The sequence below is a fragment of the Streptomyces coacervatus genome (genome assembly GCF_029223485.1).
GTDB lineage: Bacteria > Actinomycetota > Actinomycetes > Streptomycetales > Streptomycetaceae > Streptomyces > Streptomyces coacervatus.
On the sequence record NZ_JARHTP010000001.1, the window covers coordinates 191,683 to 208,625 of the forward strand.

At 72.8% G+C, this 16,943-nt stretch carries 18 protein-coding genes and 1 pseudogene; 13 read left to right on the forward strand and 6 right to left on the reverse strand.

The window, feature by feature from the left end; genetic code table 11:
- Positions 1-216: 216 nt before the first annotated feature.
- Positions 217-825: pseudogene (locus tag P2Q00_RS00900) on the reverse strand (phosphatase PAP2 family protein); the annotation flags it as partial.
- Positions 826-909: 84 nt separating this feature from the next.
- Between P2Q00_RS00900 and P2Q00_RS00905 the strand changes: the two are divergent.
- The 3 genes from P2Q00_RS00905 (at position 910) to P2Q00_RS00915 (ending at position 3,659) form a co-directional block, all read left to right on the forward strand.
- Positions 910-1,566 (forward strand): histidine phosphatase family protein, encoded by a 657-nt coding sequence (locus tag P2Q00_RS00905; protein ID WP_275768512.1) that lies wholly within the window; start codon positions 910-912, stop codon positions 1,564-1,566.
- Between the two features lie 42 nt (positions 1,567-1,608).
- The gene (locus tag P2Q00_RS00910; protein WP_275768513.1) at positions 1,609-3,228 is read left to right on the forward strand and encodes an ABC-F family ATP-binding cassette domain-containing protein; all 1,620 of its coding nucleotides are present in this window, start codon (positions 1,609-1,611) and stop codon (positions 3,226-3,228) included.
- Between the two features lie 152 nt (positions 3,229-3,380).
- The gene (locus P2Q00_RS00915) at positions 3,381-3,659 is read left to right on the forward strand and encodes a DUF6158 family protein (protein WP_275768514.1); all 279 of its coding nucleotides are present in this window, start codon (positions 3,381-3,383) and stop codon (positions 3,657-3,659) included.
- 30 nt (positions 3,660-3,689) lie between these two features.
- On the opposite strand, the gene P2Q00_RS00920 is transcribed toward P2Q00_RS00915, so the two are convergent.
- Complete coding sequence (locus P2Q00_RS00920) at positions 3,690-4,082, reverse strand: DUF2795 domain-containing protein (RefSeq protein ID WP_275768516.1); 393 nt, start codon at positions 4,080-4,082, stop codon at positions 3,690-3,692.
- A gap of 128 nt (positions 4,083-4,210) precedes the next feature.
- Between P2Q00_RS00920 and P2Q00_RS00925 the strand changes: the two genes are divergently transcribed.
- Positions 4,211-4,462, forward strand: coding sequence for a hypothetical protein (locus P2Q00_RS00925; RefSeq protein ID WP_275768518.1), 252 nt, complete (start codon positions 4,211-4,213; stop codon positions 4,460-4,462).
- Between the two features lie 3 nt (positions 4,463-4,465).
- On the opposite strand, the gene P2Q00_RS00930 is transcribed toward P2Q00_RS00925, so the two are convergent.
- Entirely contained in the window at positions 4,466-5,344 is an 879-nt protein-coding gene (locus tag P2Q00_RS00930) for an LLM class flavin-dependent oxidoreductase (protein ID WP_275768519.1), read from the reverse strand.
- A 259-nt stretch (positions 5,345-5,603) separates the two neighbouring features.
- Between P2Q00_RS00930 and P2Q00_RS00935 the strand changes: the two genes are divergently transcribed.
- Positions 5,604-6,398 carry an RNA polymerase sigma factor SigF gene (locus tag P2Q00_RS00935; RefSeq protein WP_275768521.1) on the forward strand — a complete coding sequence of 265 codons (795 nt, stop codon included), beginning with the start codon at positions 5,604-5,606 and terminating at the stop codon, positions 6,396-6,398.
- Here P2Q00_RS00935 and P2Q00_RS00940 read toward each other — a convergent pair.
- The gene (locus P2Q00_RS00940) at positions 6,379-6,555 is read right to left on the reverse strand and encodes a hypothetical protein (protein ID WP_338059290.1); all 177 of its coding nucleotides are present in this window, start codon (positions 6,553-6,555) and stop codon (positions 6,379-6,381) included. The genes P2Q00_RS00935 and P2Q00_RS00940 overlap by 20 nt on opposite strands.
- Before the next feature lie 127 nt (positions 6,556-6,682).
- On the opposite strand from P2Q00_RS00940, the gene P2Q00_RS00945 reads away from it, so the two are divergent.
- From P2Q00_RS00945 to P2Q00_RS00960, 4 genes are all read left to right on the forward strand, one after another.
- Positions 6,683-7,054: a hypothetical protein gene (locus P2Q00_RS00945; RefSeq protein ID WP_275768522.1), complete on the forward strand. Its 372-nt coding sequence runs from the start codon at positions 6,683-6,685 to the stop codon at positions 7,052-7,054.
- Positions 7,055-7,218: 164 nt separating this feature from the next.
- Positions 7,219-7,929: a hypothetical protein gene (locus P2Q00_RS00950; RefSeq protein WP_275768523.1), complete on the forward strand. Its 711-nt coding sequence runs from the start codon at positions 7,219-7,221 to the stop codon at positions 7,927-7,929.
- 107 nt (positions 7,930-8,036) lie between these two features.
- Positions 8,037-9,284: an aminotransferase class I/II-fold pyridoxal phosphate-dependent enzyme gene (locus P2Q00_RS00955; RefSeq protein ID WP_275768524.1), complete on the forward strand. Its 1,248-nt coding sequence runs from the start codon at positions 8,037-8,039 to the stop codon at positions 9,282-9,284.
- Positions 9,281-10,345 (forward strand): MBL fold metallo-hydrolase, encoded by a 1,065-nt coding sequence (locus P2Q00_RS00960; protein WP_275768525.1) that lies wholly within the window; start codon positions 9,281-9,283, stop codon positions 10,343-10,345. The genes P2Q00_RS00955 and P2Q00_RS00960 overlap by 4 nt, the downstream gene beginning before the upstream one ends.
- 65 nt (positions 10,346-10,410) lie before the next feature.
- Here the strand turns inward: P2Q00_RS00960 and P2Q00_RS00965 are convergent, their stop codons facing one another.
- Both P2Q00_RS00965 and P2Q00_RS00970 read right to left on the reverse strand, forming a co-directional pair.
- Positions 10,411-11,031, reverse strand: a complete 621-nt coding sequence (locus P2Q00_RS00965) for a DedA family protein (protein WP_275768526.1) — start codon at positions 11,029-11,031, stop codon at positions 10,411-10,413.
- The gene (locus tag P2Q00_RS00970; protein ID WP_275768528.1) at positions 11,028-11,801 is read right to left on the reverse strand and encodes an MBL fold metallo-hydrolase; all 774 of its coding nucleotides are present in this window, start codon (positions 11,799-11,801) and stop codon (positions 11,028-11,030) included. Before P2Q00_RS00970 ends, P2Q00_RS00965 begins: the two co-directional genes overlap by 4 nt.
- 84 nt (positions 11,802-11,885) lie before the next feature.
- Between P2Q00_RS00970 and P2Q00_RS00975 the strand changes: the two genes are divergently transcribed.
- The 4 genes from P2Q00_RS00975 (at position 11,886) to dnaK (ending at position 16,942) form a co-directional block, all read left to right on the forward strand.
- Positions 11,886-12,287, forward strand: coding sequence for a hypothetical protein (locus tag P2Q00_RS00975; protein ID WP_275768530.1), 402 nt, complete (start codon positions 11,886-11,888; stop codon positions 12,285-12,287).
- Between the two features lie 150 nt (positions 12,288-12,437).
- Positions 12,438-14,465, forward strand: coding sequence for a phage holin family protein (locus P2Q00_RS00980; protein ID WP_275769441.1), 2,028 nt, complete (start codon positions 12,438-12,440; stop codon positions 14,463-14,465).
- Positions 14,466-14,538: 73 nt separating this feature from the next.
- A complete protein-coding gene (locus tag P2Q00_RS00985) occupies positions 14,539-14,967 on the forward strand; it encodes an OsmC family protein (protein ID WP_275768532.1) in 429 nt (142 codons plus the stop codon).
- Positions 14,968-15,076: 109 nt separating this feature from the next.
- Positions 15,077-16,942 carry a molecular chaperone DnaK gene (gene dnaK / locus P2Q00_RS00990; RefSeq protein ID WP_275768533.1) on the forward strand — a complete coding sequence of 622 codons (1,866 nt, stop codon included), beginning with the start codon at positions 15,077-15,079 and terminating at the stop codon, positions 16,940-16,942.
- Position 16,943 lies beyond the last annotated feature (1 nt).

A 16,943-nucleotide genomic window follows, 5' to 3' on the forward strand; every position in this document is an offset into this window, starting at 1 on the left:
GCGGCGTCTGGCACGCACTCCCCCACTGCCTTAAGGGCGTGGGGGGACCCCCAGCCGCGTTGCCGAACCGCCCGCGTGGCTCCGCCACGAGGGCGCTCCGGCGCCTTGCGATCGCACGCTCCCCCACTCTCGGCTTCGCTCGAGCCGGGGGGACCCCCATCGCCGCCGCCGGGCCCGCCCTCCGGGCGGACGACGGGAATTTGACGACAGGACCTAGGCGCGGGGCCGGGCCGGCGGCACGAGCCGGGTGCGCGTCGGCACCAGAGCGCGTACGGCGAAGGCGGCGCCCGCGCCCAGGGCCGCGCCCGCGAGCACATCGCTGGGGAAGTGCACCCCGGTGTAGACGCGGGAGAGCGCGACGGACCAGGCGACCGGGGCCACCACCGCACCCCAGGCCGGGGACTCCAGCGCGACGCCGGTCGCGAACGCGGCCGCCGACGCGGAGTGACCGGACGGGAACGACGTGGTGATCGGCTGCCGCTTCAGCTGCCGCACCAGCGGTACGGGATCCAGGACGGGCCGGGGGCGGCGCACCGAGCGCTTGCCGAGCGTGTTGATGGTCAGCGAGGCCAGGCCGAGCGAGGCGAGACCGCGGGCGGCGGCCCGGCGGGCCCGCGGGGTACGGCTCGCCGCCATCGCGGCCGCCGCGGCGAACCACAGCACACCGTGGTTGGCGCTCCGGCTCAGCCGGGGCAGCACGGACTCGGCGGCCGGCCAGTTCCGCTCGGCGGCGAACTCGAAGAGACGGCTGTCGAGCGCCAGCAGCCGGTGGCGCAGGGGGTGCGGGCCGGGCTTCGGGACGGTGAGGTCGACATCGGGGCTCATGTGGTGCCGGGTACCCTGAAGTGCCCGTTTCTTGTCCGGCGGGCAGCACCGGCGGCAGCAATTCGACACCCGGAGGATCCCTGCATGCGTCTGCTCCTCATACGCCACGGTCAGACCCCCTCGAACGTCGACTCGCTGCTCGACACCGCCATCCCGGGACCGGGCCTGACCGCACTCGGCGAGCAGCAGGCGGCCGCCCTCCCCGAGGCGCTCGCCGGCGAGGACATCGAGGCCCTGTACGTCTCCACCATGGTGCGTACGCAGCTCACCGCCGCCCCGCTCGCCGCCGCCCGCGGCCTCGGCGTCCTGGTCCGGGACGGCATCCGCGAGCTCACCGCGGGCGACCTGGAGATGCTGCCCGGTGACTCGGAGCACGGCGCGCTCTACATGAAGACGGTGTTCGCCTGGGCGGCCGGGGACACGGACCTCAGGATGCCCGGCGGCGAGAGCGGCGCCGAAGCGCTCGCCCGCTACGACGCCGTGATCGCGGAGGCCGCCGGCAGCGGCGCCGGGACGGTCGCCATGGTCAGCCATGGCGCGGCGATCCGCATGTGGACGGCGGCCCGCGCCGACAACGTCGACGTCCCCTTCGCCGCCGCCCGCCCTCTCGCCAACACGGGCGTGGTGATCCTGGAGGGCTCGCCCGCCGACGGCTGGAAGGCCCTGTCGTGGGAGGGCGCCATGGTGGCCCCGGCCGGCGAGGGCGGACCTGCGGGGCGCCCCCTCGGCGAAACCGCATAAGCGTTTGCCCGACCCCCGCCGCGGCCCGCAGAATGCCTCCTCATGGGACATCTGGAAGCCGCGCACCTCGAGTACTACCTCCCCGACGGGAGGGCGCTGCTCGGCGATGTGTCCTTCCGGGTGGGCGAAGGGGCCGTCGTGGCCCTCGTCGGGCCCAACGGCGCGGGCAAGACGACGCTGCTGCGGCTGATCTCCGGCGAGCTGAAACCGCACGGCGGCTCGGTCACCGTCAGTGGCGGCCTCGGCGTGATGCGCCAGTTCGTGGGGTCCGTACGGGACGAGACGACCGTACGGGACCTGCTGGTGTCGGTCGCGCCGCCCCGGATCCGCGAGGCCGCGCAGGCCGTCGACAAGGCCGAGCACGGCATCATGACCGTCGACGACGAGGCGGCCCAGCTGCAGTACGCGCAGGCCCTCGCCGACTGGGCCGAGGCGCGCGGCTACGAGGCGGAGACGCTGTGGGACATGTGCACCACGGCCGCGCTCGGGGTGCCGTACGAGAAGGCGCAGTTCCGGCAGGTGCGCACGCTGTCCGGCGGTGAGCAGAAGCGGCTGGTGCTGGAGGCTCTGCTGCGCGGCACCGACGAGGTGCTGCTGCTCGACGAGCCGGACAACTACCTCGACGTGCCCGGCAAGCGCTGGCTGGAGGAGCGGCTGAAGGAGACCCGCAAGACGGTCCTCTTCGTCTCCCACGACCGCGAACTCCTCGCCCGCGCCGCGGAGAAGATCGTGTCGGTGGAGCCCTCTCCGGCCGGGGCCGACGCCTGGGTGCACGGCGGCGGCTTCGCCACGTACCACGACGCCCGGCGCGAACGCTTCGCCCGTTTCGAGGAGTTGCGCAGGCGCTGGGACGAGAAGCACGCCCAGCTGAAGAAGCTCGTCCTGAACCTCCGTCAGGCCGCCTCCATCAGCCATGAGTTGGCGTCCCGCTACCAGGCCGCGCAGACCCGGCTGCGCAAGTTCGAGGAGGCGGGCCCGCCCCCCGAGCCGCCGCGCGAGCAGGACATCACGATGCGCCTCAAGGGCGGCCGCACCGGCATAAGGGCCGTCACCTGCAAGGGACTTGAGCTCACCGGCCTGATGAAACCCTTCGACCTGGAGGTCTTCTACGGCGAACGGGTCGCCGTCCTCGGCTCCAACGGCTCCGGCAAGTCGCACTTCCTGCGGCTGCTGGCCGGCGACGAGGTGGCGCACACGGGGGAGTGGAAGCTGGGCGCGCGGGTCGTGCCCGGGCACTTCGCGCAGACGCACGCCCACCCCGAGCTCCAGGGCCGCAAGCTGCTGGACATCCTCTGGCAGGAACACTCCCAGGACCGGGGCGCGGCGATGTCCCGCCTGCGCCGCTACGAGCTCACCAACCAGGCCGAACAGACCTTCGACCGACTCTCCGGCGGTCAGCAGGCCCGCTTCCAGATCCTCCTGCTGGAGCTGGAGGGCGTCACGGCCCTGCTCCTCGACGAGCCGACCGACAACCTCGACCTGGAGTCCGCCGAGGCACTCCAGGAGGGCCTGGAGGCCTTCGACGGCACGGTGCTCGCGGTGACGCACGACCGCTGGTTCGCGCGCTCGTTCGACCGCTATCTGGTCTTCGGCAGCGACGGCCGGGTGCGTGAGACCGCCGAGCCGGTGTGGGACGAGCGGCGTGTGGAGCGAGTGCGGTAGCGGGCGGCCGGACGGGCTGAATGGGCCGACCGGCGGTGGAAAGCAGGGCCCGGGGCCCGGGATGTTCGTAGAGTGGAGGCAGGAAGGCGAGATCCATGGCTCCCCCGGGATGCCCCTTGGGACTGTGCCCACCGGGCGGGTACCCGGACCGCATGGACGAATACGACGAGCGGGGTACCACCATGACCGGAGTCGACCCCAGCCGGCTGGACGACCAGCAGCTCATGAAGGAGCTGGAGACGATCCACCGCACGCGCCACGACACACTGCTCTACGGCTCGACCGACGCGCTGCGGGCCCACAACGATCGTATGGCCCAGCTGGAGGGCGAGTATCTGCGCCGCAATCCGCGGCGCATGGTGGCCGCGGGCCGTACCCGCGAAGGCGCCCGGGAACGCCGGTGCGGGGAGTCCGCGACGCCCCGCACCTGAATCCCGCCGCAGGGTGCCGCCCTGCGCGGTCTATGCCCGTCGCTGCCGCCCGGCCCCGACGAGCGCCTCCGCCAGTTCCTGGGCCGTGGTGTAGCGCGCCGCGCGGGGCAGTCGCTCCACGGGGTCGATCAGGGCATCGGGCGCGTACGCCCGGCGCAGGGCGCGGGCGAGTTCGCGGGGGCCTGCGGGGAACGCGTGGCGGCTCAGGTGCCGGGCCAGTTCCGTGCGGATGGCGGCCAGGGACGCGCGGGAGCGTCCTGGTGTGATCGGGCCGCCCGCGACCTCCGGATCGTCCTCGGCGGTCGGCTCCGGGTCGTGCCATTCCTCGGTCCGCGTGGGGTGCCCGGACCGGAGCAGCCCCTGAAGTTCGTGCTTCATCTCCTCGTCGCGGTGGACACTCAGCCGGTCACTGCCTCGCTGCATGACGCCCTCCAGATCCTCGGGGGTGGACACCGCGTACCCGAAGATCTGAGACCGACACAGGGTTTGCGTCCCGAAAGACGGGAACCCGACACGCGCCCCCCACGCACATCTTCGGGGAGGAAACGGCCATGGCACTGCTCGCGGTGATCATCCCGCTTCTCATGCTCGGCATGGTGCTCGCACTGGGCCGTTACGAGGAGCTACTGCTGCCCATGAAGAAGGCCGACCCGAGCGATGACGCCCCGGCCGACCCACTCGGCGCGACAGTGCCACTCCCGGTCCTGCACAACCCGCAGCGCCCGGTCCGAGCCGTTGCTTCAGGAACGAACCCGGCCAGGCACTCGCGCCGGAAGCGACGCCGTCACCCTTCTCCCCGCTGATCCTCAGCCCCGCCGCCCGACCGCCCCCAGCACGGCCTCCAGCTGCCGCAGCGACTCCGCGCCCGCGAACCGCAGGACGACCGTGTCCGCGCCGGCCGCCGCAAGGTCGCCGATCCGTTCGGCGGCCTGCGCGGCAGATCCCGAGACGGTGAACACCTCGTCCTGCGGACGGCCGAGCCAGGCGGCGTGACCCTCGATGTGCGGCTGCAGGGCGCGGGCCACCTCGCCCGGATCGTCACCGACGGAGGCGAAGGCGAACACGGTCAGGGTGTGGTCGGGCGCGGCGCCGCCCTTGGCGGTCAGCGCGCGGCTGTTCGCCAGGTCGCCGGGGCCGTGGCCCTCGGTGATCACGGTGCCGTCCGCGACCCGGCCGGACAGTTCGAGCGAGCGGGGGCGTACGACACCCGCGACCACCGGCGGCACCTCGGCCGGCGGATGCACCAACCGGACGCCGTCCAGGCGGACTTCGCGTCCCGCCAGCTCCACCCGCTCGCCGCGCAGCAGTGCACGCACCGAGGCGATCGTCTCCTCCAGCAGGGCCAGCGGCGAGCGCGGCGCGACGCCCACCTGGGCCATCCACTCCCGCACACCGTGCCCGATCCCGGCCACCAGCCGCCCCGGGAACACCCTTGCCAGCGTGGCCAGTTCCATCGCCAGCAGCGCCGGGCTGCGCAGCGGGGCGGGGGCGATGCCGATGCCCACCCGGATGCGTTCCGTGGCTCCCAGTGCCACGGCCGCCGCCGACACTCCGCCGTTCCACCCCAGGTCCTCGACCACCCACAGGTCGTCCACCCCGAGCGACTCGGCCCGCCGCGCGAACCCGGGCAGCTCTTCCGGTGCCCAGTCGCGGTCGTACATCACACCGATCCGTACGTTCGTCATGTTCACGGAACCTATGCGCCGGTGACCTGCCGATCAACGGCGTTTCCGAGCCGGGGAGATCACCCGGTGGGCTCCCGAAATCATGCGCGGGTGTTTGTGGCGGAGAGCCCGGGGCAGGCGCAGTTTCAGTGCTTCGGACAGGAGGCACGACCGTGGGAGCGGCCCCGAGCCGCCCCGGCCGCGCCTGTCCCGATCGAGCGGCCGCACCCCCACGGTGACCGTCCACCCCAGAGCACCTTCAAGGGAGTTGCGACGCACCATGCCCACCAAAGCGAGCGCGAAGCACCACCCGCACGACGACGCCCCCGACACCGCCGAGGCCTTCCGCACACTCGTCGCGCTGCCCGCGGGCCAGCAGCGCGACACGCTGCGCGAGCAGGTCGTCGAGGCCTGGCTGCCGATGGCGGAACGCCTCGCGGGACGCTTCCGCAGCCGTGGCGAGAGCTTCGAGGACCTGCGGCAGGTCGCCGCCCTCGGCCTGGTCAAGGCCGTCGACCGGTACGACCCCGCACGCGGCAACGCCTTCGAGAGCTACGCCGTGCCCACCATCACCGGCGAGATCAAACGGCACTTCCGCGACCACATGTGGACCCTGCACGTACCCCGCCGGGTCCAGGACCTGCGCAACCGCGTCCGGTTCGCCGCCCAGGACCTCTCCCAGACCATCCCGGGCCGCAGGCCGACCGTGGCGGAGATCGCCGAGTACGCCAAGATGAGCGAGGAGGACGTCCTGGTCGGACTGGAGGCGCTGGAGAGCTTCACCGCGCTCTCGCTCGACGCCCAACTGCCCGGCAGCGAGGACGGCTACTCCCTCAGCGACGCCCTCGGCTCGCCCGACCCCGCGCTGGACACGGTCGTGGACCGCGAGGCCGTCAAGCCCCGGCTGGCCGCGCTGCCCGAGCGGGAGCGGGCCATCCTGTACATGCGGTTCTTCGGCGACATGACGCAGAGCCGGATCGCCGAGCAGCTCGGGATCTCCCAGATGCATGTGTCGCGGCTGATCAGCCGGTGCTGCATGCGGATGCGCGACCAGATCATGCGCGAGGCCGCATAGCCGGCGCCAGATGGCGCGACATCATGTCCATCGCCTGCGCCTGCGCCTGCGCCTGCGCCTGCGCCTCCGCCATCGAGAACGCCTGGCGGGGCCCGCAACGGAAGAGCGTGAGCACCCCGCGCACCGCGCCCCTGTCCTTCAGGGGCAGGCACAGCAGTGAGGTGACATTCGCCTCTACGAGGACGGGGTGCCGGGGGTGCCGGGGCGCCCGTCGCGGTCCGGCCGAAGGCGTCCGGGGCCGGCGGGGCCGTGGTCATCGCGTCCAGGAGGTCCGGCACGGCCGCGTGCCGGGTGGCCTCGGCGAGGAGCGGGAGCCGGCGCCTCGGCGGGTCTGGCGGCGTGGCGGGGCGCTCAGCGCTCCCCCACTGCCTCAAGGGCGTGGGAGGTGCCCCCAGCTGGAGGACCACCAGGACCGTCGTGCGCGGCTCGCCGCTCGGGCGTACCGCCGCCGGCGTGGCGTGCACCGGGACGGACGGCTGCTGCTGGAGGCGGATGGTGAGACTGCGGTCGCCCTCGCCGCGGCCTGGGACGCCGCGTTCGGCGTGCTGCGCCGTATCTCGCAGGGCGGCAGCCGCAAGCTGTCGGACGTGGCGGCGGCCGTGGTCGAGCGGCGGGGGAGGGGGCTGGAGAGGGACCTGGCCGCGCTCATGAACTGACGTCCGTGAACCGAGGCCGAGGTACGGGCCCTGTCACCCGCTCGGCCGTCCCTGTAGCGCGAATGGGGCTCGGCCGCGCGCGCCTGGCCGACGGGCGGGCTGTGATGGGCTACGGGGCACGAGTCCGTGCTCCCGAGAAGTCGCCCGTCGAAGGAGCCCTCCCCATGCCTCGCACCACCAGCGTTCTGTCCGTCGCGGCCCTGGCAGGTGCCACGCTCGGCTTCGCCGGCGCCGCCTACGCGGACTCTGCCGCGGGGGTCGGGCCGAGCACCGTCTCCCCGGGCGGCAGCGTCACCGTCTCGGTCGCCTGCGGATCCACCGGCGGCCCGCCGCCCGCCACCGTCGACGCCACCTGCGCGGCGGCGCCCGGCGGACAGGGCAAGGCGTGGAGCGCCCCGTTCCACGTGAGCGGCGACGGTGGTGATGGCGGTGGGCGTGGTGACAGCGGCGGCGGTGGCGGGCACGGTGACGTCGGTGTCGGCAGCGACGGTGGGCGTGGCGGCGATGTCGGAGGCGGCTACACCGACGGGGGCGGTGGTGATGTCGGAGTCGGCGACATCGGCGGTGGCGACAGCGGCGGTGGCGGCGGCCACGGCGAAGGCCGGCCCTGCACCGAGCCGGCCCCCGACTCCTGCGGCGGCGCGGGGACGCAGGACGGCACGCAGAACGGAACACAGCACGGGATGGAGCACGGGGTCGACCACGGGGTGGAGCCCGGAGTGCAGAACGGAATACAGCACGGGGTGGAGGCCGGTGCAGGCGGCAGCTTCACCGACTCCGTGCCCGCCCTCGTCGCCGGCGGCATCCTGATCGCGGGTGCGGTGGGCGCCGCCACCTACCGGCTGTGCCTCAGGGGCTCCGTCCGGTACCGCTGACCCGCGGTGCGACCGGCGAAACCCGAGCGCGCTCCCCTGCGGCAGCGGCACTCTGGTTACGCGGAGCACGGCGACGGACACGGCACAGGGACTGCGCGGAGGTACGCATGCGGCGGACGGACCCGGAAGGCCATGGCCCCGTCCGCTACGGGCCCCCGCTCCCCGGGGACGGGCTGCCCGTGCCGCCCGAACTCACCGCCGTGCTCGCCGCGGCCGCCGTACGGGCCGAGGGGGAGCCGATCGGTGGTGGATCCGAGCTGATCGAGGCCGCGTGCGGCTACTGGGAGCGGCGCGGCCTGGCCGCCGGACCCGACCGCGTGGCCGCCGGCCCCGGCGCCCCCGCCCTGCTGCTCGCGCTGACCGCCGCGGTCGGCGGCGACGTCCTGGTGCCGAGGCCCTGCGCGGCCTGGTGGGCGCCGTACGCACGCCTGTTGGGCAGACCCTTCTTCCATGTGGCGACGCCCGCCGAGTGCGGTGGCGTCCCGGATCCGTACGCCCTCCTGGAGACCGTGCGCAGGGTGCGCGCCGAGGGCGGTGACCCACGGCTGCTCGTGCTGTCGGTCGCCGACGACCCCACCGCCACGGTCGCCCCGCCCGAGTTCCTGCACGAGTGCGTCGAGGCCGCCGCCGGCGAGGGACTGCACCTGGTCAGCGACGAGACCTGGCGCGACACCCTGCACGCCCCGCACGACACCGTGCTGCTCAGCCCCGCCGAGATGCTGCCCGACCATGTCACCGTCGTCACCGACCTGGCGGGCGCGCTGCTGCCGCCCGGCTGGCCGGCCGCGGTGGCGCGCTTCCCGGCGGGCGAGACGGGCCGTGACCTCCACGCGCGCGTGCTCGACGTGCTCACCGCGCTGGGCGCCCGTATCGCCGGCCCGGTCGCCGCACCGGCCGCGTACGCGCTGGGTGAGCCGGAGCCGGTCACCGTGCGCATGGCGGCCACCGTGCGCCTGCACGCGCGCGTGGCCGCGGCCGTGCACCTGGCGGTCGTCGCGGCGGGCGCCCTGTCCCGTCCCCCGCAGGCCGGCCGCCATCTCTACGCCGACCTCGGCCCGCTGCGCTCCGCGCTCACCGCGCACGGAGTGAGCGACGCACAGGAACTGGAGGACTTCCTCGCCACCCGGCTCGGCATGCCCGCGCCCGGCGGCCACCGCTTCGGCGACGAACTCGGCGCCCTGCGCGTCCGTCTGTCCACCGGTCCGCTGCTGGGCCGTACGGACGAGGAACGCGCGGAATGTCTCACTTCACCCACGCCGTTGGAACTGCCACATGTGCAACGCGCGTTGAGTCATGTGAAGTCGGTCTTCGACGATCTCCGCGACGACGCTCAGCGATGGGAGCCTCCTCGATGACGCAGCAGTCCGAGTCGACCACCACCACGAGCACGAGTACGACCACCCGGGATGCCGACGCAGCGGCATCCCGGCCAGGGTTCGCGCCCGCCCTTCCGCCGCTCGCCGAACCCCGCCCGCCGGGCGGGCGCCGGGTATGGCCGCGCACCTTCCACGACCGCCTGACCGCCCCGCTGCCCGGCCTGAAAGCCATGGCCCGCTTCGCCCGCGAGGGCTCCATCCGCCCCGGGCGCGAAGGCCTGGCCGACATCCCCCGGCTCCCCTTCGAACCCGCCCCGCTGCCCCGCGTCGACGCCCGCACCGTCGCCGTCTCCTGGGCGGGACACGCCAGTTGGGTCGTCCGGATCGGTGGACTGACCATCCTCACCGACCCGGTCTGGTCCCGCCGCATCCTGGGCACCCCGGCCCGCATCACCCCGGTCGGAGTCTCCTGGGAATCCCTGCCGCCCGTCGACGCGGTCGTCATCAGCCACAACCACTACGACCACCTGGACGCCCCCACCCTGCGCCGACTCCCGCGCGACACCCCGGTGTTCGCCCCGGCCGGGCTCGGCCGCTGGTTCCACCGCCGCCGCTTCACCGCCGTAACAGAACTGGACTGGTGGGAGGCGGCCGAACTGCACGGCGTCCGCCTCGACTTCGTCCCCGCCCACCACTGGTCCAAGCGCACCCTCACCGACGCCTGCCGCACGCTGTGGGGCGGCTGGATCCTCACGGCTCCCGACGGCCGACGCATCTACTTCGCGGGCGACACGGGATACGGCCACTGGTTCTCACGGATCGGCGAGCGCTACCCCGGCATCGACCTCGCCCTGCTCCCGATCGGCGCCTACAACCCGCGCTGGTGGCTCAGCGATGTCCACTGCGACCCGGAGGAGGCGGTAAGGGCCGCCCAGGACTTGGGCGCACGCAGAATGGCCCCGATGCACTGGGCGACGTTCGTACTGTCGGCGGAACCGGTCCTGGAACCGCTCACGCGTGTCCGTGCGGCCTGGGAGAAGGCAGGCTTGGACCGCGGTGACCTATGGGACCTCCCAATTGGAGCCTCCCGGGTCCTGTAGCGCCCTGAAGGGGCGCGGGGAACTGCGCGATCAACCCCCACGCACCCGCACCCCGCAACGCACCGTCACCCGGCAGACCGAACCCGCCGCCACAAACTCGGCACCACACTGATGACCACGGTCAAAGCAACCGCCGCCACCACACCTTCCCAAGGCTCCGGGAACAGCGAACCACCCAGAATCCCGATCACTTGATACGTCGCAGCCCAAGCCAGGCACGCCGGCAAGTTGCCCCGAGCAAACCGCCGCAACGGCCACTTGGCCACAAGGCAAGCCAACATCACCGGAATACGCCCGGCCGGCACCAGCCGGGACAACACCAGCACCGCCACCCCGTGCTCGGCAAGTCGCGACTGCGCCTGCGCAAGCCGCTCCTCCGGCGCCCGCGCCCGAATCGCCTCCAGCCACCGCGACCCGTTCTTCGACCGCATCCCCCGGCGCCCCAGCCAGTACAGCGCCGCATCCCCCAGGAACGCGGCCAGCGACGCCGTCACGAACACCAGCGCCAGCGCGAACGGCGCCGTCTGGTGAAAAGCCACCACGGCCGCCGAACTCACCAGCGCCCCCGTAGGAATCACCGGCACCAGCGCCCCGAACAGCACCAGCAGAAACAGCGACGGATAGCCGATCGCCTGCTGGGTGGACTCCGGAGGCACGATCTTCGCCGTAGCGGCAAGCCATGTCACCGCGCGACCTCCAGGCGCACGCTCTCCCCGTGCCCGAGCCGGTGCACCGCGACATCCGGCGCGTGCTCGGCCGCGAGGCGCACGAACTCGTCGCCGGGCGCGTGGAATTCATGGGGGCGCACGGCGTCCATCCCGATCGGCCAGTACGTGCCGTAGTGCACCGGCACCGCACTGCGCGGCGCCAGCCGGGCCAGTGCCCGGGCCGCCCGCCCCGCGTCCAGATGCCCCTCGCCGAGGTACGGTCCCCAGCCGCCCACCGGCAGCAGCGCCACGTCGACCGGCCCGACCTCCTCCGCCATCGCGTCGAACAGCCCGGTGTCCCCGGCGAAGTACGTGCGCGCCTCGCCCTCGATGACATAGCCGAGAGCGGGGGAGCGATGCGGTCCGAGTGGCAGCCGCCGCCCGTCGTGCCGAGCGGGAACGGCCCGTACGACCACGTCGCCGACCGTCACCCGGTCCCCGGGCGCCACCTCGCTCACCCTGAGGTGGGTGAGCCGGCGCAGCCCCGGCACCGCCCGGGGTGCGCCTCGGGGCACCAGCAGGCGCGTGCCCTCGGCTAGCCGCTCCAGCGACGGAACGTGCAGGTGGTCGGCGTGCAGATGCGACACCAGCGCCACGTCCGCGCGCCAGGCGCCGGGCGGCGGCAGCGCGCCGCGACGGCGGCGGAGATGGGCGAGGCGCTGGGCGAACAGGGGGTCGGTGAGCAGGCGCACGTCCGAGTCGGCGACCGTGCAGGTCGCGTGACCCCACCAGGTGATCTCCACCGGCACCCCTTTGCCTCCTTCGCGCGACTCCCCCGAAGCCTACGGGCAGGAGTATGGTCGGCGCCGAAACCCAGAGGTGAGGGGGACGCCATGGGACCGGTGCGGGTCACGGCGATCGCGAGTCTGACGCCGCTGGAGGAGCTGGACGCCGATCCCTTCCTGGTGGACTCTCGCAGCCAGCACGCGATGTGCGCCCGCTGGGCCGCCGAGCGGGGCTACATCGTCAGCCGGGAGCTCCTGGTGCGGGGAGTGCGGGCCGACCACTGCGTGCTGTGGGACGGCGTACGGCCGGGGATCGATCTGTTCGTGGCACCCAGCCGCCGGGTGCTGGAGAGCGCGCTGTCGTCCGTCGAGGAGTTCACTGCGGAGTGCGCTCGGCGCGGGGTGCGGGTGGAGACGGTGGGGTTCGAGGAGCCCTGCTACGACGCCCAGATGAAGGCGCGGGTGCATCGGCGCCTGTCCATGCCGACCGCCGGATACGACGGGCGCTGAGGCGCCCGGTCCTCAGGTGACGGACCCCGTTGTCGGACCCCGTTGTCGGACCCTTGTGACAGTCTGAAGTACAGGCTCGCACCGACGACGGGCCAGGACGTGAGGTGGGCGGGCGTGCGTGGCGGGCGTTGGCGGCGGGTCGCCAGTCAGATGGGGCGGAGCGTCACCGTGTGGGCGGTCTCCACTCTCACCATGCTCGTGCTCGCCGGCATCCTGCCCGACTTCCGGCTCCAGTCCGCCAACGGCGAGAGCGCCACCCACATCGCCGTCACCGCCGCGTTCGGCGCCGGTGCCTTCGGTGTGCTGTCGGCCCTCGTCTGGCCGCTGCTCGTACGGCTGTTGCTGCTCGTGCCGGCGCTGGTTCTGGGGCTGCTCGTCTTCGTCCTGAACGGGTCGCTGCTGCTGGTCGCCCTGCGGCTCAACCCGTCCAGCAGCGCCGAGGCGGCTCCCGAGACGGCCGTGGTCGTGGCCGCCGTGATGTCCGCCGTCGCCTCCGCTACCGGCGCCGCCCTGGCCGTGCGCGACGACGACGCGTACCGGCGGCGGCTCTACCGCCTCGCCGACCGCCGCCGCAGACGTCTGCCGCCGAGCCCGTCCGCCCCGGGCACGGTCTTCCTGCAACTCGACGGCGTCGGCCACGATGTACTCCTGGCCGCGGTCGGCAAGGGCCTGCTGCCCACCGTCGCCAGGTGGCTGGAGGGCAGCCACCGGCTCACCCCCTGGCGCACCGACTGGTCCAGCCAGACCGGCGCCAGCCAGCTCGGCATCCTGCACGGCAGCAACCACGACGTCCCGGCGTTCCGCTGGTACGAGAAGGACAGCCGCGAGGTGATGGTCTGCAACCGGCCGACCAGTGCCGCCGAACTCCAGCGCCGCGCCGTCGAGCACACCGGCGACGGCGGCCTCCTCACCGCCGACGGCGCGAGCCGCGGCAACCTCTTCAGCGGCGGCGCCGACGAGCAGGCCCTGGTGCTGTCCATCGCCACCCGCCGCCGCGGCCGGGACAACCGCTCCCGGGCGGGCTACTTCGCCTACTTCTCCGACCCGGCCAACGCCGTGCGCACCGCCATGTCCTTCGTCGCCGAAGTCGGCCGCGAAATGGGCGAGTCCACCCGGGCCCGGGTCCGCAGGCAGCGCCCGCGCGTCGCACGGGGCGGCCTCTACCCCTTCGTCCGCGCCTTCGCGACCGTCGTCGAACGGGACGTCGTCGTCGCCGCCGTGATGGGCGACATGCTCGCCGGACGCACCGCCGTCTACGCCGACCTGGTGGCGTACGACGAAGTGGCGCACCACTCCGGGCCGGCCAGCCGCGACGCCGAGAAGGTCCTCGGACGCCTCGACCGCGCCCTCGCGCTGATCGCGAACGTCGCCGAGCACGCCCCGCGGCCGTACCGGATCGTCGTCCTGTCCGACCACGGCCAGAGCCCCGGCGAGACCTTCCGCGCCCGCTACGGCCTCGGCCTCGGCGAGCTGGTGCGGGCCGGCTGCGGGCTGCCAGTGCCCCGCAAGGTGCAGCGCACGCACAGCGGGGCCGAGGCCCGTGCGGCCGTGCGCGCGGCGCTGCGCCGGCCCGTCGAGGAGGGCGGGGAGCAGCACCGGCCCTCCCGCCGCCGTTCGGAGCCGCTCGTGCTGGCCTCCGGCAACCTCGGCCTGGTCTCCTTCCCGGACGTGCCGCACCGGATGACCAAGGAGGAGATCGACGCCCGCCATCCGGCGCTGCTGACGACCCTCGCCAACCATCCCGGCATCGGCTTCCTGCTCGTCCGCAGCGAGGAGCACGGCGGGGTCGTGCTGGGTGCGTACGGCGCCGAGATCCCGCTCGGCCGACTCGGTGACGGGCCGGGCCCGTTGGAGGCATTCGGCCCCGGCGCCGCCGACGCCGTGCGCCGCACCCACTCCTTCCCGCACACCGCCGACATCATGGTCAACTCCTTCCATGACCCGGCCGACGGCGAGGTCCTCGCCTTCGAGGAGCAGATCGGCTCGCACGGCGGGCTCGGCGGCGCGCAGGGCAGACCGTTCCTGCTCTCCCCGGTCGCCCTCTCCGAGCCGGTCGAGGACGGGCGCGACATCGTGGGCGCCGAGCACGTCCACCGGGTACTGCGCCGCTGGCTGCGGGAGGCGGACGGTCCTCAGGTGCCGGTCACCGATGAGGGAGAGCAGGAGCGGGCCGCCTGAAATCCGGCTGCGGTGAGCCGGAATGTGATCGGATGGGACCCCAAGGAACACCCAGGATTCGGAAGGATTCACCGTGGCAACCACGCGCTCCGCACACACCGTCTGGGAAGGCAACCTGATCGAGGGCAGCGGTGTCGTCAACTTCGACTCCTCCGGTGCCATCGAGGCGCAGCCGGTCACGTGGGCCTCGCGTTCTCAGGACGCGAACGGCAAGACCAGCCCCGAGGAGCTGATCGCCGCCGCGCACTCCAGCTGCTTCTCCATGGCGCTGTCGCACGCCTTGAACGGCGCCGGCACCCCGCCCACCAAGCTCATCACCTCGGCCGACGTCAGCTTCCAGCCGGGTGAGGGCATCACCGGAATCCACCTCACCGTCGAGGGCACGGTCCCCGGCATCGACAACGACGCGTTCGTCTCCGCCGCCGAGGACGCCAAGAAGAACTGCCCGGTCAGCCAGGCCCTCACCGGCACGACGATCACGCTGTCGGCCAAGCTCGCCTGACCCCGGCCTCCCTTCGATGCCGCGCCCGGAAAGCGGGCGCGGCATTGACATTCCTGCACTCAAGTTTTGTGCTGGAGTCTGAGGAGTGCCCTGGCGGAAGGGGACGGAGATGGCACGTGCGGTCGGGATCGATCTCGGGACCACGAACTCGGTGGTGGCCGTGCTGGAGGGCGGCGAACCCACCGTCGTCGCGAATGCGGAGGGGGCCAGGACCACACCGTCGGTCGTGGCCTTCGCCAAGAACGGGGAGGTGCTGGTCGGGGAGGTCGCCAAACGGCAGGCAGTGACGAACGTGGAGCGGACCGCCCGCTCGGTGAAGCGGCACATGGGCGACGCGAGCTGGCGTTTCCCGGACCAGGGCGCCATCGACGGCACGCGCTACCGGGCGCAGGAGCTGTCCGCGCGGGTGCTGCAGAAGCTGAAGCGGGATGCGGAGGCCTACCTCGGCGAGGACGTCACGGACGCGGTGATCACCGTACCGGCGTACTTCGACGACTCGCAGCGGCAGGCGACCAAGGAGGCCGGGGAGATCGCGGGCCTGAAGGTCCTGCGGATCATCAACGAGCCGACGGCCGCGGCCCTCGCCTACGGCCTCGACCGCGGCGAGGAGCAGACCGTGCTGGTCTTCGACCTCGGCGGCGGCACCTTCGACGTGTCGCTCCTGGAGATCGGCGACGGCGTCATCGAGGTCAAGGCGACCAACGGCGACACCCACCTCGGCGGCGACGACTGGGACCAGCGGATCGTCGAGTACCTGGCCAAGAAGTTCAAGGGGCAGAACGGCATCGACCTCGGCAACGACAAGATGGCCCTGCAGCGGCTGCGCGAGGGCGCCGAGAAGGCCAAGATCGAGCTGTCCAGTTCGTCCGAGACGACGATCAACCTGCCCTACATCACCGCCTCCGCCGAGGGGCCGCTGCACCTCGACGAGAAGATGACCCGCGCCCATTTCCAGGAGCTCACCGCCGATCTCCTCGACCGCTGCAAGACCCCCTTCCACCAGGCGGTCAAGGACGCCGGCATCAAGCTCGCCGCGGTCGACCACGTCATCCTCGTCGGCGGCTCGACCCGGATGCCCGCGGTCACCGACCTGGTCAAGGAACTCACCGGCAAGGACCCGCACAAGGGCGTCAACCCCGACGAGGTCGTGGCCGTCGGCGCGACCCTTCAGGCGGGCGTCATCCGCGGCGACGTCAAGGACGTCCTCCTGCTCGACGTCACCCCGCTGTCCCTCGGCATCGAGACCAAGGGCGGCATCATGACGAAGCTCATCGAGCGCAACACGACCATCCCGACCCGGCGTTCGGAGATCTTCACCACCGCCACCGACAACCAGCCCTCGGTCGGCATCCAGGTCTACCAGGGCGAGCGCGAGATCGCCGCGTACAACAAGAAGCTGGGCGTCTTCGACCTGACGGGGCTGCCGCCCGCCCCGCGCGGGGTCCCGCAGATCGAGGTCGCCTTCGACATCGACGCGAACGGAATCATGCACGTGTCGGCCAAGGACCTCGCCACCGGCCGCGAGCAGAAGATGACGGTGACCGGCGGCTCGGCGCTTCCCAAGGACGACATCGACCGCATGATGCGGGAGGCCGAGCAGTACGCCGAGGAGGACCGGGCGCGCCGCGAGGCCGCCGAGACCCGCAACCAGGCCGAACAGCTCGTCTACCAGACGGAGAAGTTCATCCGGGACAACGAGGAGCGGATCCCCGCCGACACCAGGACGGAGGTCCAGGAAGCGGCCACGGAACTGAAGGGGCTCCTGGAGCGCAACGCCGAGACCAACGAACTCCGCACCGGCGTCGAGAAACTCGCCACCGTCAGCCAGAAGATGGGCCAGGCCATGTACGCCCAGGCCGACCAGGGCTCCACCGGCAGCGGCACCGAACAGCACACCGCACCACAGGACGAGGAGGGCGTGGTCGACGCCGAGATCGTCGACGAGGAACGCGACACGAAGGGCGGCGCAGCGTAGG

Bases quoted from the DNA above. Each gene is read 5' to 3' on its own strand.
- P2Q00_RS00905 (WP_275768512.1), top strand. From the start codon at position 910: ATGCGTCTGCTCCTCATACGCCACGGTCAGACCCCCTCGAACGTCGAC.
- P2Q00_RS00910 (WP_275768513.1), top strand. From the start codon at position 1,609: ATGGGACATCTGGAAGCCGCGCACCTCGAGTACTACCTCCCCGACGGG.
- P2Q00_RS00915 (WP_275768514.1), top strand. From the start codon at position 3,381: ATGGACGAATACGACGAGCGGGGTACCACCATGACCGGAGTCGACCCC.
- P2Q00_RS00920 (WP_275768516.1), bottom strand. From the start codon at position 4,082: ATGCAGCGAGGCAGTGACCGGCTGAGTGTCCACCGCGACGAGGAGATG.
- P2Q00_RS00925 (WP_275768518.1), top strand. From the start codon at position 4,211: ATGGCACTGCTCGCGGTGATCATCCCGCTTCTCATGCTCGGCATGGTG.
- P2Q00_RS00930 (WP_275768519.1), bottom strand. From the start codon at position 5,344: ATGACGAACGTACGGATCGGTGTGATGTACGACCGCGACTGGGCACCG.
- P2Q00_RS00935 (WP_275768521.1), top strand. From the start codon at position 5,604: ATGCCCACCAAAGCGAGCGCGAAGCACCACCCGCACGACGACGCCCCC.
- P2Q00_RS00950 (WP_275768523.1), top strand. From the start codon at position 7,219: ATGCCTCGCACCACCAGCGTTCTGTCCGTCGCGGCCCTGGCAGGTGCC.
- P2Q00_RS00955 (WP_275768524.1), top strand. From the start codon at position 8,037: ATGCGGCGGACGGACCCGGAAGGCCATGGCCCCGTCCGCTACGGGCCC.
- P2Q00_RS00960 (WP_275768525.1), top strand. From the start codon at position 9,281: ATGACGCAGCAGTCCGAGTCGACCACCACCACGAGCACGAGTACGACC.
- P2Q00_RS00975 (WP_275768530.1), top strand. From the start codon at position 11,886: ATGGGACCGGTGCGGGTCACGGCGATCGCGAGTCTGACGCCGCTGGAG.
- P2Q00_RS00980 (WP_275769441.1), top strand. From the start codon at position 12,438: ATGGGGCGGAGCGTCACCGTGTGGGCGGTCTCCACTCTCACCATGCTC.
- dnaK (WP_275768533.1), top strand. From the start codon at position 15,077: ATGGCACGTGCGGTCGGGATCGATCTCGGGACCACGAACTCGGTGGTG.